This is a genomic window from Flavobacterium sp. ALJ2 (genome assembly GCF_015594725.1).
Classification (GTDB): Bacteria; Bacteroidota; Bacteroidia; order Flavobacteriales; family Flavobacteriaceae; genus Flavobacterium.
On record NZ_JADNRC010000007.1, the window covers coordinates 69,505 to 83,320 of the forward strand.

Annotated in this window: 14 protein-coding genes and 2 tRNA genes; 9 read left to right on the plus strand and 7 right to left on the minus strand. The window is 32.7% G+C overall.

Features of this window, described 5'->3' with window-relative positions:
• Window positions 1-4 precede the first annotated feature (4 nt).
• A complete protein-coding gene (locus IUY40_RS09710; RefSeq protein ID WP_195736676.1) occupies window positions 5-541 on the minus strand; it encodes an RNA methyltransferase in 537 nt (178 codons plus the stop codon).
• A gap of 79 nt (window positions 542-620) precedes the next feature.
• Complete coding sequence (locus IUY40_RS09715) at window positions 621-1,043, minus strand: DUF1573 domain-containing protein (RefSeq protein WP_129540884.1); 423 nt, start codon at window positions 1,041-1,043, stop codon at window positions 621-623.
• Window positions 1,044-1,201: 158 nt separating this feature from the next.
• On the opposite strand from IUY40_RS09715, the gene mutS reads away from it, so the two are divergent.
• From mutS to IUY40_RS09735, 4 genes are all read left to right on the plus strand, one after another.
• Window positions 1,202-3,811: a DNA mismatch repair protein MutS gene (mutS, locus tag IUY40_RS09720; RefSeq protein WP_195736677.1), complete on the plus strand. Its 2,610-nt coding sequence runs from the start codon at window positions 1,202-1,204 to the stop codon at window positions 3,809-3,811.
• 149 nt (window positions 3,812-3,960) lie between these two features.
• Window positions 3,961-4,033, plus strand: a tRNA-Gly gene (locus tag IUY40_RS09725).
• 14 nt (window positions 4,034-4,047) lie between these two features.
• A tRNA-Leu gene (locus tag IUY40_RS09730) sits at window positions 4,048-4,133 on the plus strand.
• A 160-nt stretch (window positions 4,134-4,293) separates the two neighbouring features.
• Window positions 4,294-4,641 (plus strand): DUF1508 domain-containing protein, encoded by a 348-nt coding sequence (locus IUY40_RS09735; RefSeq protein ID WP_195736678.1) that lies wholly within the window; start codon window positions 4,294-4,296, stop codon window positions 4,639-4,641.
• 152 nt (window positions 4,642-4,793) lie between these two features.
• Here the strand turns inward: IUY40_RS09735 and IUY40_RS09740 are convergent, their stop codons facing one another.
• Both IUY40_RS09740 and IUY40_RS09745 read right to left on the minus strand, forming a co-directional pair.
• Window positions 4,794-5,021, minus strand: a complete 228-nt coding sequence (locus tag IUY40_RS09740; RefSeq protein WP_195736679.1) for a hypothetical protein — start codon at window positions 5,019-5,021, stop codon at window positions 4,794-4,796.
• 361 nt (window positions 5,022-5,382) lie between these two features.
• The gene (locus IUY40_RS09745; protein ID WP_195736680.1) at window positions 5,383-6,609 is read right to left on the minus strand and encodes a glycosyltransferase N-terminal domain-containing protein; all 1,227 of its coding nucleotides are present in this window, start codon (window positions 6,607-6,609) and stop codon (window positions 5,383-5,385) included.
• Window positions 6,610-6,774: 165 nt separating this feature from the next.
• Here IUY40_RS09745 and IUY40_RS09750 point away from each other — a divergent pair, with 165 nt between their 5' ends.
• The 5 genes from IUY40_RS09750 (at window position 6,775) to IUY40_RS09770 (ending at window position 11,657) form a co-directional block, all read left to right on the plus strand.
• Window positions 6,775-7,905: a DegT/DnrJ/EryC1/StrS family aminotransferase gene (locus IUY40_RS09750; protein ID WP_195736681.1), complete on the plus strand. Its 1,131-nt coding sequence runs from the start codon at window positions 6,775-6,777 to the stop codon at window positions 7,903-7,905.
• 36 nt (window positions 7,906-7,941) lie between these two features.
• On the plus strand, window positions 7,942-8,964 hold the full coding sequence (gene galE, locus IUY40_RS09755; protein ID WP_195736682.1) for a UDP-glucose 4-epimerase GalE: 1,023 nt from the start codon (window positions 7,942-7,944) through the stop codon (window positions 8,962-8,964).
• A gap of 83 nt (window positions 8,965-9,047) precedes the next feature.
• Window positions 9,048-9,953: an EamA family transporter gene (locus tag IUY40_RS09760; protein WP_195736683.1), complete on the plus strand. Its 906-nt coding sequence runs from the start codon at window positions 9,048-9,050 to the stop codon at window positions 9,951-9,953.
• A gap of 106 nt (window positions 9,954-10,059) precedes the next feature.
• Window positions 10,060-10,254 carry a hypothetical protein gene (locus tag IUY40_RS09765; protein WP_195736684.1) on the plus strand — a complete coding sequence of 65 codons (195 nt, stop codon included), beginning with the start codon at window positions 10,060-10,062 and terminating at the stop codon, window positions 10,252-10,254.
• A 203-nt stretch (window positions 10,255-10,457) separates the two neighbouring features.
• Complete coding sequence (locus IUY40_RS09770; protein WP_195736685.1) at window positions 10,458-11,657, plus strand: glycerophosphodiester phosphodiesterase; 1,200 nt, start codon at window positions 10,458-10,460, stop codon at window positions 11,655-11,657.
• A 120-nt stretch (window positions 11,658-11,777) separates the two neighbouring features.
• On the opposite strand, the gene IUY40_RS09775 is transcribed toward IUY40_RS09770, so the two are convergent.
• From IUY40_RS09775 to fabD, 3 genes are all read right to left on the minus strand, one after another.
• Window positions 11,778-12,299, minus strand: a complete 522-nt coding sequence (locus IUY40_RS09775) for a hypothetical protein (RefSeq protein WP_229335489.1) — start codon at window positions 12,297-12,299, stop codon at window positions 11,778-11,780.
• Window positions 12,300-12,412: 113 nt separating this feature from the next.
• On the minus strand, window positions 12,413-12,739 hold the full coding sequence (locus IUY40_RS09780) for a LytTR family DNA-binding domain-containing protein (RefSeq protein WP_195736686.1): 327 nt from the start codon (window positions 12,737-12,739) through the stop codon (window positions 12,413-12,415).
• 165 nt (window positions 12,740-12,904) lie between these two features.
• Window positions 12,905-13,780 carry an ACP S-malonyltransferase gene (gene fabD, locus IUY40_RS09785; RefSeq protein WP_195736687.1) on the minus strand — a complete coding sequence of 292 codons (876 nt, stop codon included), beginning with the start codon at window positions 13,778-13,780 and terminating at the stop codon, window positions 12,905-12,907.
• Between the last annotated feature and the right edge of the window lie 36 nt (window positions 13,781-13,816).

Below are 13,816 nucleotides of genomic sequence, written 5' to 3' on the forward strand. Positions count from 1 at the left end.
TGTTTTATTTTGGCCAATTCATTTTTTGGAATAAATCCCAAACAACAATTCCTGCACTTACAGATATATTAAGAGAATGTTTGGTTCCTAATTGCGGAATTTCGATACAACCATCACAAATTGCAACAGCTTCCTGAGCGACACCATATACCTCATTTCCAAAAACTAGAGCATATTTCTTGTCTTTCTCTATTTCAAAATCTTGTAAAAAAACAGCACTTTCAACTTGTTCAATTGCAAGAGTTGTAATGTTTTCTTTTTTTAGATTTTCAATTACTTCTAATACATTTTCATGATGTTCCCAAGTAACAGTTTCGGTGGCGCCAAGTGCGGTTTTGTGAATTTCTTTGTTGGGTGGAGTGGCAGTGATGCCACATAAGATTATTTTTTCTATCAAAAATGCATCTGCAGTTCGAAACACAGAGCCTATATTGTGTAAACTACGAATATCATCTAATACTAAAATAAGAGGTGTTTTTTCTGATTTTTTAAAATCGGTAATAGATTTTCTTTCGAGTTCGCTGTTTTCGAGTTTTCTCATAAATATTTAAATTCTAGTAATAAAAAAAGCTTCCAAATGTAAGGAAGCTTTTCGTTTATTTTTGTGGTTGTTTTACGATTTAGCTTTTTGGAGCTTCATTCGCTGCTAAAACGGTACCTTTAATAGTAAGTATTTTTGTAGGTTGTCCAGCTGCATTAGATGTAACTGTTACAGTTTTAGTAAAAGCACCTACTCTGTCAGTAGCGTATTTTACACCAATAATACCTTTTCCACCTGGAGCGATAGGCTCTTTTGGAGAAGTTGGTACTGTACATCCACAAGATCCTTGTGTGTTAGTAATGATTAATGGCTTGTTACCGTTGTTAGTAAATACAAATTCACGTTTTCCATCTGCATTTTGTGCAATTGTTCCGTAATCGATAACTTCATTAACAAAAACCATCCCAGCACCATCAACTTTAGCAGTTTTAGCTTTAGCTTGGGCATTAGAGGTAGCAACGCTTAATACTGTAAACATTACAAGTAGAATTATTTTTTTCATTTTCAGTTTAATTTTTAATTATTAACAAATTTATGTAAAATATTGAAAGTGTAACTTAAAATTGCCTTAAAAATATTTTAATTTTTTCAGTGATTCTTTATTCGCTTTAAAATTTATAAATTCGCTGTTATAATTTTTCATTTAAAAAACATAGTAATTTGGCAGCTAAAGAGAAAGTGGTGAAAGAAACACCGTTAATGAAACAGTACAATGAAATCAAGAGAAAATATCCAGATGCATGTTTGCTTTTTAGAGTTGGTGATTTTTACGAAACCTTTGGAGAAGATGCAATTAGGGCTTCTAAAATTCTTGGTATAACATTAACAAAACGTGGAGCGGGTTCAGAAACAGAAACTGCTTTGGCGGGTTTTCCGCATCATTCTATTAATACGTATTTGCCAAAATTAGTAAAAGCAGGGCTTCGTGTTGCAATTTGTGATCAGCTAGAAGATCCAAAAATGACTAAAACAATCGTTAAAAGAGGTGTTACTGAGCTTGTAACTCCAGGTGTTTCTCTTAATGATGAAGTGTTGCAGTCTAAAACCAATAACTTTTTGGCGTCAGTTTATTTTGCCAATAAAACTATAGGAGTTTCATTTTTGGATGTTTCTACGGGAGAATTCCTTACAGCTCAAGGAAATGCCGAATATATTGATAAATTATTACAGAATTTTAGCCCAAGTGAAGTTCTGGTTCCAAAGCATGATAAAAATAATTTTAAAGAAGCTTTTGGAGAAGATTTTCATAGTTTTTATTTAGAAGACTGGATTTATAAAGAAGATTATGCTTTAGAAATTTTAACTAAACATTTTCAAACAGTTTCTTTAAAAGGTTTTGGAATCGAAGAATTAAAAGAAGGAATTATTGCTTCGGGAGCTGTTTTGTATTATTTATCCGAAACGCAACATAATAGAGTACAGCATATAACAACAATTCAGCGTATTGCAGAAGATGCTTATGTGTGGATGGATCGATTTACGATTCGAAATTTGGAGTTGTATCATAGTTATAATCCAAATGCAGTTACACTTCTGGATGTTATTGATAGGACGCTTTCGCCAATGGGTGGACGTTTGTTAAAACGTTGGCTTGCACTGCCTCTTAAAGATAGTGATAAGATTAAGAGTCGTCATGAGGTCGTGTCGTACTTAAAAGAAAATCAAGAAATATTGCATGATATACAGTATCAAATTAAGCAAATATCAGATTTAGAACGTTTGATTTCTAAAATTGCTGCAGGTAAAGTTTCTCCGCGTGAGATAGTTTATCTGAAAGAATCGCTAGATGCAATTATTCCTATAAAAGATCTTGCGCTTAAGAGTTCACAAAAAGCGGTAAAAACAATAGGTGATAATTTGCATAGTTGTGATTTATTACGTGAAAAGATTAAAACAACTTTAAATCAAGATTCAGCACCAGTATCTATTAATAAAGGTAATGCTATTGCAAAAGGTATTAGCGAAGAGTTAGATGATTTACGAGCAATTTCTACTTCAGGAAAAGAATTTTTAGAGGGAATTGAAAAAAGAGAGTCGGAGCGAACTGGAATTACTTCTCTAAAAATTTCTTTTAATAATGTTTTTGGATATTATATCGAAGTTAGGAATACACATAAAGATAAAGTACCGTCAGAATGGATTCGTAAGCAAACTTTGGTAAATGCGGAACGTTATATTACCGAAGAGCTAAAAGAGTATGAAACTAAAATTTTAGGAGCCGAAGAAAAAATTCATAAAATAGAGTTAGAGCTTTTTGAGGAATTGGTTTCTTGGATAACAACATATATTAAGCCAGTGCAAATGAACGCAAGCTTGGTAGCACAACTAGATTGTTTGTGTTCGTTTACACAATTGGCAATCGAGAATAAATATGTTTGTCCAGAAATTGATGATACTTTCGAATTAGAAATTAAAAATGGAAGACATCCTGTTATCGAGAAGCAATTACCAGTTGGTGTGCCGTATATTGCTAATGATGTTTTCTTGGATAGAGAAACACAACAGTTAATAATGATTACGGGGCCCAACATGTCTGGTAAGTCGGCTATTTTGCGTCAAACCGCTTTAATTGTACTACTGGCTCAAATGGGAAGTTTTGTTCCTGCAGATAGCGTTAGAATGGGTGTGGTTGATAAAATATTTACCAGAGTAGGAGCGTCAGATAATATTTCGATGGGAGAATCGACTTTTATGGTTGAGATGAATGAAACAGCTTCAATCTTGAATAATATTTCAGACAGAAGTTTAGTTTTACTAGATGAGATAGGAAGAGGGACTAGTACGTATGATGGAATTTCGATCGCGTGGGCTATTGCTGAGTTTTTGCATGAGCATCCATCAAGACCGAAGACTTTATTTGCTACACATTATCATGAGTTGAATGAAATGACCGAGTCGCTTCCGAGAATCCAGAATTATAACGTTGCGGTAAAAGAATTAAAAGATACAGTTCTTTTTATTCGAAAGCTTGTAAAAGGAGGTAGTGCGCATAGTTTTGGAATTCATGTAGCAAAAATGGCTGGAATGCCTCAGCTTGTAATCTTGAAAGCGCAAAAGCTTTTAAAGAAATTAGAGAAGGATCATTCAAGTGATGCGTTAAACGGAATTAAATCGGAGAGTGATGAAATGCAAATGAGTTTCTTTAATCTAGATGATCCATTATTGGAAGAGATTAAAGAGGAGATTCTAAATCTGGATATAAATGCGATAACCCCAGTAGAAGCGCTGATGAAGCTTAATGAGATAAAAAGAATGATTACAAGAAAATAATTTAAATTTTAAAGTTTACGTTATCAGAAGGTTATAGCTTTCTTGTGATTTTTTTTTGAAAAAGGCTTGTTTAATTCAATAAATGTCCTAAATTTGCACTCGCAATACAGAACAATTCAAGTGTTGCAGTTCTTAAGCATAAATGAAACGCGAAAATAGCTCAGTTGGTAGAGCGCGACCTTGCCAAGGTCGAGGTCGCGGGTTCGAGCCCCGTTTTTCGCTCAATATCATATAATGCTCGGATGGTGAAATTGGTAGACACGCTGGACTTAAAATCCAGTGAACAGCAATGTTCGTGCGGGTTCAAGTCCCGCTCTGAGTACAAGAAACCTCTTCTTTTTGAAGAGGTTTTTTTATTTTACATAAGTCTGTAATTTGTAAGTAAGCTTATATTGTTTGGTTTTGAGTTTTGAGCGAATCTTCGTTAACTTTAATTCCGGTGGCTGTCGGGATAATAATCTAAAAAATAATCTAAAAAATAAATGGGTGCTTTCGTAATAAGTAAGAGGTTTAATGATGAGTATAAATTTGTGTTTACTTCCAGAAAAGGGAAGGTCATCTTTACAAGTCTTAGTTATGAGCTTAAATTTGAGTGTGAGGAGGAAATTGAGAAATTTAAGGGCAATATAGAATCGGCTAAATTTTTGAAGTTTAAATCGTCTGGAGGGAAGTATTTTTTTAAGTTGGTTTTTAATGATAATCATTTTGCAACGAGTAGAAAATATACAACAGAGTTGCTTCTTCAGAAAGGAATAAAAGAGATTGTTACTTATGGATCTAAAGCTGAGATTTTGGATTTCTCTGTGAGTGATTTTGTTTTTGAGGATTAGATAGGGAAATTGAAATAAAAAAAGGAGAGCATTTTGACTTGTCAAAATGCTCTCCTTTTTTTGCTTAAAATGTAAAGCTAAAGTTTAATCCAATAAAAAAGCCATCTCACAATAAGTGGATGGCTTTAAAAATTTTAGAATCTAAGTTCTAATTATTTTTTTGCAGCTTCAGTTGCAGTTTTTGCAGCTTCAGTAGCAGTAGCAGCAGCAGAATCAACTACAACAGCAGCAGAATCAACTACAGCAGCAGCAGAATCAACAACAACAGCAGCAGAATCAACTACAGCAGAAGCGTCGTCAGCAGGAGCAGCGTCAGCTTTTTTACAAGATACAACAGTTAAAACAGCAACAACAGCTAAACTTAAAAATACTTTTTTCATCTTACTTTATTATAAAAGGTTAATTATTAATTCGTGGCAAAGATATAAATTTTTTAATATGTAAAATATTTTTTTATTTTTTTTTTAAAATATTCTTCATTGCCTACGTTTATCTTAATATCAATTAACGTGCCAAAAATGTTAAAAGACTTTTTTATGTGGTGAATTTGTATTTAATTAAAGAAGGATACTTTGGAAGGCTAGTAAATACGGTGTTTTTTTTATTTTTGATTGAATTTAGTGTAATAAAAAAGAGTAAGTGTTAGTGGTGTGTAATTAAGATTATAAATTGATTTTCATTCTCAGACAATAAAAAATTATGATTTGAATAACATATTTTAGGAAAAATTAGGGAGTCAGATTAAATTGCGCTCATAATTGTGTCTGTTGCGCCCTTTTTATTTTGTACATAAAAATTACAAATTTGGCCTTTTTCATTGAGGTAATTTGGGTTTGAAATGAGGCTGTTGAATGTAGTCTCTAATTCTGTTGCATTGGATATAGAAATGCAACCACCTAATTGAACAAGTTCAGTTGCTTCGGCAAAATGAGAATAATTTGGTCCAATTATAATAGGAAGACCAAAAGTTGCTGGTTCAAGAATATTATGAACACCTGGGTTTCCAAAACCACCACCTACATATGCAATTGTTGCATAGCTGTATATTTTGGTTAATATTCCGATAGTATCAATGATAAAGACATCATAATCTGCTAGATTTTTACTTTCTTTTTCAGAAAATAAGATTGTCTTTTTGGTAATAGATCGTTGGAGAGCAGTAATTTGTTCTGGTTTGATATTATGAGGAGCAATAATGAATTTTACAGGCTCTTGGGTAGTATTGATGTACTCAGTTAGTAAAACCTCATCTTTAGGCCATGAACTGCCAATAACAATAGTGGTTGTATTGTTTTTAAATTCGGAAATAAAATCTAAAGTGTTATTGCGTTCTAGAATGGCAACTACACGATCAAATCTAGTATCTCCCGAAACAATTACGTTCTTATAGCCAATAGATTCAATTTTGTTTTTAGAACTTTCGTTTTGAACGAAAAAATAAGTAAATGCATCAAGTGCTTTTTTGTAAAAAGCACCATACCATTTAAAGAAAATCTGATTGTCTCTAAATATTCCTGAAACTAAATAGGTTGGGGTGTTGTTCTTTTTTAATTCATTAAGGTAATTTAGCCAAAATTCATATTTAATAAAGAAAACTATTTCAGGATGAGCTAGTTTTAAAAATTTTTTCGCATTTTGTTTTGTGTCCAGCGGTAAGTAAAGTGTAACATCAGCAACAGCGTTATTTTTTCGAACTTCATAACCTGATGGAGAAAAGAAAGTAACAATGATTTTATGTGAAGGATATTTTTCTTTAATTTTTTCAATGACAGGTAAACCTTGTTCATATTCCCCTAGTGAAGCAGCATGAAACCAAATCGTTTTGTCTGTAGGTTTTATTTTTTCTTGTAGAGTAGTAAAAATACTTTTTCTGCCATCTACAAAGAGTTTGATTTTACGACTAAAAAGAGCTACTATTTTTAATAAAAAGCTTACAATAATAACGATTAGATTGTATAAGAAAAGCATAGTTGGATATTTGGGGCTAAAATACGTTTCTTTCAATTATTTTCATTGGTTTAAACTCATTAAATAACTATTTTTGTTCCTCGTTTTCGGAAGTATTATTTTGAAAGTCAATTAAGATGCGGCTTTCTTTATTTGGAAATGCAAACTTTAAATTAGAATATCGAAATGAAAAAAATTCAAATGGTTGACTTAAAAAGTCAATATGATAAAATAAAAGTAGCAGTAAATGCTTCAATTCAAGACGTTTTAGATACAAATACATATATAAATGGGCCGTTGGTACATCAATTTCAAAAAAACCTTGAAACCTATTTAGGAGTAAAACATGTTATTCCTTGTGCAAATGGTACTGATGCATTACAAATTGCAATGATGGGTCTTGATTTAAAACCAGGGGATGAGGTTATTACTGCTGATTTTACTTTTGCAGCCACTGTTGAGGTAATTGCTTTGTTACAATTAACGCCAGTTTTGGTAGATGTTGAAATGGATAGTATGAATATTTCTATCGATGCTATTAAAAAAGCAATAACTCCAAAAACAAAAGCAATCGTTCCAGTACATTTATTTGGTCGTGCAGCTAATATGGATGCTATTATGGAACTTGCAGCAGCACATAATTTGTATGTAATAGAAGATAATGCACAAGCAATAGGAGCTGATTATGTTTCTAAATCTGGTACTACAACCAAAGTGGGAGTTATGGGGCATGTAGCTGCAACTTCTTTTTTTCCGTCTAAAAATTTAGGTTGTTATGGAGATGGTGGAGCTATTTTTACCAATGATGATGCTTTGGCACACATTATTCGTGGAATTGTAAATCACGGAATGTACGAGCGGTACCATCATGATGTTGTGGGGGTGAATTCACGTTTAGATAGTATTCAGGCAGGAGTTTTGAATGTGAAACTTCCGTTATTAAATGAATATAATAAAGCACGTCGTGAAGCTGCAACTAAATATAATGCTGCGTTAGCTGGGCATGCTAATATTATTACGCCTTCATTTAATGCTAACGAAAATGATCACGTTTTTCATCAATATACTTTGCGAATTATAAATGCTGATAGAAACGGATTGTTGCAACACTTACAGGATAAAGGAATTCCTTGTGCAATTTATTATCCAATTCCATTGCATTCGCAAAAAGCATATGTTGATGTTCGTTATAAAGAAGAATATTTTCCAGTAACTAATCAATTGGTGCAAGAAGTACTTTCATTGCCAATGCATACAGAACTTGACGATGAACAAATTAAGTTTATTACAGATAGTGTAATTGAGTTTTTGAAATAAACCAAATCAAATAAATAGCCAAAAAACAACCAGAAAATGAAAGTATTAGTAACAGGAGGATTAGGATTTATAGGTTCGCATACTGTAGTCGAATTGCAAAAAGAAGGCTTTGAAGTTATAATAATCGATAATCTCTCTAATTCTTCAGAAAATGTTTTAAAAGGAATCGTAGCCATTACAGGTAAAATGCCTCTATTCGAAAAATTAGATTTAAGAGAAAAAGCAGCGGTACAAAATTTCTTTAAAAAATATGATGATGTTACTGGTGTGATTCATTTTGCGGCTTCGAAGGCAGTTGGCGAAAGTGTCGAAAACCCACTTTTGTACTACGAAAACAATATTAGTAGTTTAGTATATCTTTTACAAGAACTACAACAAAAACCAGAAGCTAGTTTTATTTTTAGTTCTTCTTGTACGGTTTACGGTCAAGCAGAAAAAATGCCAATTACAGAAGATGCTCCTGTGCAACAGCCTATATCTCCATACGGAAATACTAAGAAAATAGGAGAAGAAATTATCAGAGATACTGCAAAAGCGACTAATATTAATGCAATTTTATTGCGTTATTTTAATCCAATTGGAGCGCATCCCTCAATAGAAATAGGAGAGTTACCAATTGGAGTTCCTCAGAATTTAGTTCCTTTTATTACACAAACCGGAATAGGATTACGTAAAGAATTGTCTGTTTATGGAGATGATTATCCTACAACTGATGGTACTTGTGTTCGAGATTATATTCATGTCGTCGATTTGGCAAAAGCGCATGTTGTAGCTCTGCAGCGGCTATTGAATAAAAAGAATCTCGATAAAGTAGAAACATTTAATCTGGGAACAGGAAAAGGAAGTTCTGTTCTTGAGGTGATTATGAGCTTTGAGAAGGTAAGTGATGAAAAATTACCATATAAGGTTGTAGCACGAAGAGAAGGAGATATTACCGAGGCCTATGCAAATACGACAAAAGCTAACGATGTGCTGGGTTGGAAAGCACAATCAACGCTAGATGAAGCAATGAGGAGCGCATGGAAATGGGAACAAAAGATAAGGAATAAAATTTCTTAGTTTAAATAGATACTATTTTAAAAGTCCCAAATTATACAATAATAATTTGGGACTTTTTTATTAAATACATACAGCATCAAGTGATGAAACAAAATCCAGATTATAAATTATTTCTCTGTATGGCTACAGTGGGAATTGTATGGGGAACAACTTTTTTGGGAATCAGGGTTGCGGTAGAAACAATTCCGCCATGGTTTGTAACTTCTATCCGTCAAGGTTTGGCAGGATTAATTATAATGGTAATTTTATTATTTAAAAAAGAGCTAAAATGGATTGGATGGGAGAATTTTAAATACCAATTAATTCCATCTTTATTAATGATTGTTGTTGCGAACGGTTTTACCACCGTTGCCGAACAAACTTTACCAAGTGGACTAGCATCGATAATGAGCGCGTTATCTCCGGTGCTTATCTTTATAGGTAGTGTTTTGTTTGGATTGCAAAAACCAAGTTTAAAAGGTTTTATAGGTGTTGTAATTGGTTTTACGGGAGTTGTTTTTATTTTTAAAGATGGACTAGGTTCATTTTTGGATTCTAATTATCAACACGGACTTATATTTATGAGTTTAGCAATTTTAGGTTGGGCTTCGGGAACAATTTATACCAAGAGCCATGTTCATAAATCGAATAATATTAAACTGAATTTATTTTATCAATTTACTATTGCTACTTTAGTTCAGTTGGTTTTGGCTTTTATTTTTTCTCCAAATCCAGATGTAAGTTTATGGAGTACAAGAAGTATTTTTGCAGCTTTATATTTGTCTGTTTTTGGGTCGATACTTGCTTTTTTCTCTTATCATTATGCTTTAAAACGAGTAACGGCTATTCAAGTTTCTATTTTGTCTTACATTAATACTATAATCGCCGTTTTTCTAGGTTGGTTGTTGTTAGATGAAGTAATTACAGCCGATTTTATTATTGCTACAGCACTTATTATATCAGGAGTTTTTATTATCAATTATAAAAAGAAAGAAAAAAGGATTGTATAAAAATTTTGTTTCTAATTATATAGAAGTCTCAAATTGTCATCTTGATAGTTTGGGATTTTTTGTTAAGTGTAAAATGTTGTAAATTTGATTGTTAAATAAATTCATTATGAATGCTAAAAAAGAAAATCCTAAAATAAATAAAGTAGAAGAGCCTTCGGTTGCTTATGAAGTTTCTAAGACTAAATTTAAAGGAATCGATAGAGCTACTTTTGATTTTGATGAAGAGATGAAAAATGGACTTACACCAGAGGAAGCAAAAGCTGAATCTATTAAACGAATACGTGAATGGTGGGAGAAATAAAACTTGTTTACACACCACATGTAATTAGTTATCTAGATGATTTAGTTCGGGTCTTATTATAGAAACGAATATTTTGGTTTCATAGAAACTGCTGAAGAATATGTTTTTAATTCTGTTTTTTAGAAGAAAAGTATAACTGATACTTAACTCATTGCTAACGTTTATGGAGTGAAAATAGCATTTATTTGCTAAAAATATAAACTATGAATTCATTTCAAATTTTAAAAAGTACAATTTTCTTAAGTGGTGTAATTTTGTTATTGGCTTGTGATATGAATGATGATAATCAGACACCAGAAAAAGGAAAATATCCTACTTTAACTGGTGCAGATCCTGTTGTAGTGGCTCATCGTGGTGCATCGGGTTATTTACCAGAACATACTATTGAGGGATATACTAAAGCTATTGAAATGGGAGCTGATTTTATAGAGCCAGATTTAGTAATGACAAAAGATGGGCAACTTGTAGTACGCCACGAACCAATGTTGTCCGGAACTACCAATGTATCTGAAATTCCAGCTTTTGCTTCTAAAAAAACTACCAAAGATATTGATGGCGCAATGGTAACCGATTGGTTTGTTTCTGATTTTACTTTGGCAGAAATTAAACAATTAAAAGCAAAACAAGCTTTTGTGGAGCGTTCTCAACAATATAATAATTTGTACGCGATTCCAACATTTGCAGAAGTTATTGCTTTGGCAAAACAAAAATCAGCACAGTTGGGTCGTGTTATAGGGATTTATCCTGAAACCAAACATCCCTCTTTTCATGAAGCGTTAAATTTAAAAATCACCGATAAATTATTGGAGATGTTAACTGCCGAAGGTTGGAACAGTGTTTCGTCTCCAGTTTATATTCAGTCATTTGAAGTTTCTAATTTGCAATATATAAGAACTAAATCAACTGTGAAAACAATACAGTTGTTAGGATGTTACGATGTGGCTCTAAACGGAGATTTAGTTTTTGCAGTTCCAGATGGAGGGATGATTTCTGATGGAAAACCATATGATTGGCATCTAAAAGGAGATGCTAGAGATTATGGATTTTTTAGAACACAAGAAGGTCTAGATTTTGTTAAAACCTATGCAACAGGAATTGGTCCTTGGAAACCTTTTATCATTTCGTATAAAGGAGCAGATATAAATAACGATGGAAAGGCAGATGATATAAATGCCGACGCAAAAGTTGATGATGCTGATAAAGAAGCATTGCCACCTACAACTTTAATCTCGGATGCGCATAAAAAAGGATTGTTAGTACATGCTTATACGTTTAGAAATGAAGGGAAACGATTGTTGAGTAATTATAAAAACAACCCAACTTTAGAATATCAGGCTTTCTATAAATTAGGATTGGACGGCGTGTTTTCCGATTTTACAGATACAGCCGTTCAAGCGAGATAATTTGCTTTTTGATATGAACTCTAATTCTGCAAGGTTTTTTTTAAGTCTTGTAGGTATGATATAATGAATATTCTAAATACCTAACAGGTTTTTAAAACCTGTTAGGATAATGTAGAGTTATTATTTCGGATCGAAAGTTTGCGGGATTTTTTGGTTTTCTTTTTCTTTATCAAAAATCCAAGATATAATCCACCATCTTCCTTCGTTATAATAAAGTTGTATACTGTTAATGCCTCTTCGGGCAACAGGACCGTTTTTTACTAATCTAGTTTCGTAAGTGCTCCAAACGTGAGCTATATTCCCGAAAACACGAACTTCTCTGTTTATTTCATTTTCATAAAAGGCTGTTTTTGCAACCATATCGTCCGTTTCTTTGTGAAACTCTTTAAGAGTCATTGTAGTATGTTGTAGTTTTTCTGCAGCGTTTTCTAATGGAAAAGAATAAATTGCATTTGGATCATGAAGTGAAAGATCACGTTCCCATTGTCTTTTTTCGCCAGCTTCTCCGGAAACTGCCTCATAAGTAGCTTTCATAATTCCATTAATAGTAGTTACATCTTCTTTTAACGGATATTTTTGTGCATTCGAAATTTGTGTAGTCATAATAATAGTAAATGTGATTTTTAAAAATGCTTTTATCATTACTGAATTGTTTAATGCTCAGGCAAATGAAAACAAAGTATAAAGCACATGAAACTATTTTATACAGACGTGTGTAAAAACTACACACACTGTTTGTTTTTTTATGTCGGGGATTATAACATAAATTTATTGAGCGCAGTAGTTAGGCATTCTTTGTAGGTTTTGCCAATAGTGATTTTGTTTCCCTTGGCAATAATATGGTTGTCTTCGATGCTATCAATATTAGTCAGGTTAACAATCGAAGAATTGTGAACTCTCATAAATTCATTAGGCAATACATCTATTAAGTCTTTCAAAGATTTGTAATACGTGTATTTTGTATTGTCTACAGTTATTATTTGTACATAATTGCCTAAACCACTAATGACAGCGATAGTATCAAAGTATAGTTTGATTATCTTTTTGTCGGTTTTTATGATAGTGAATTTTTCAGATGTCATTATAGCCTTGTGGTTTGTGTGAGTTTCAAAATTACATAAATACTACTTATGGTAATGATGAAAACACATAAAAAAAAATCCACACAAACATATGCTTGTGAGGATTCTATTTGTATTGACAATTTTTAGACTGAATACTGAATACTGTAACTGAATACTAAAAAATTATGCATTCGCTGTAACAGCTTCTTTATCAATTTTTCCGATTAATCCAGCTAAAACTTTTCCAGGACCTACTTCTGTAAATAAAGTAGCACCATCAGCAATCATTTGTTGTACAGATTGAGTCCATTTTACAGGAGCTGTAAGCTGAATGATTAAATTCTTTTTTATTTCATTTGGATCAGAAACTGCACTTGCAGTTACGTTTTGATATACAGGACAAATAGGAGTAGAGAAAGTTGTTGCTTCAATCGCAGCAGCTAATTCTTCTCTTGCAGGTTCCATCATTGGTGAGTGAAAAGCTCCACCAACTGGTAATATTAAAGCGCGTTTTGCACCAGCAGCTTTCATAGCTTCACAAGCTTTTTCAACAGCAGTTGTTTCACCAGAAATCACTAATTGTCCAGGACAGTTGTAATTTGCAGCAACTACAATTCCATCTATCGAAGCACAAACTTCTTCTACAACATTATCTGCTAATCCTAAAACAGCAGCCATTGTAGATGGAGTAATTTCGCATGCTTTTTGCATTGCCAAAGCACGTTGAGATACTAATCTTAATCCGTCTTCAAAAGACAAAGTCCCATTTGCAACTAAAGCAGAAAATTCTCCTAAAGAGTGACCTGCTACCATTTCTGGTTTGAAATCTTCTCCCAAAGTTTTGGCTAAAATAACCGAATGCAAGAATACTGCAGGTTGAGTCACTTTGGTTTCTTTTAGTTCTTCGGCAGTACCTTCAAACATGATATCTGTAATTCTAAAACCTAATATTTCGTTAGCTTTCTCGAATAATTCTTTGGCTAAAGCCGAATTTTCATATAAGTCTTTGCCCATTCCTGTAAACTGCGCACCTTGACCTGGAAATACGTATGCTTTCATTTCTTTTAATTTAAAAATTTAGTGATTCTAAGATTG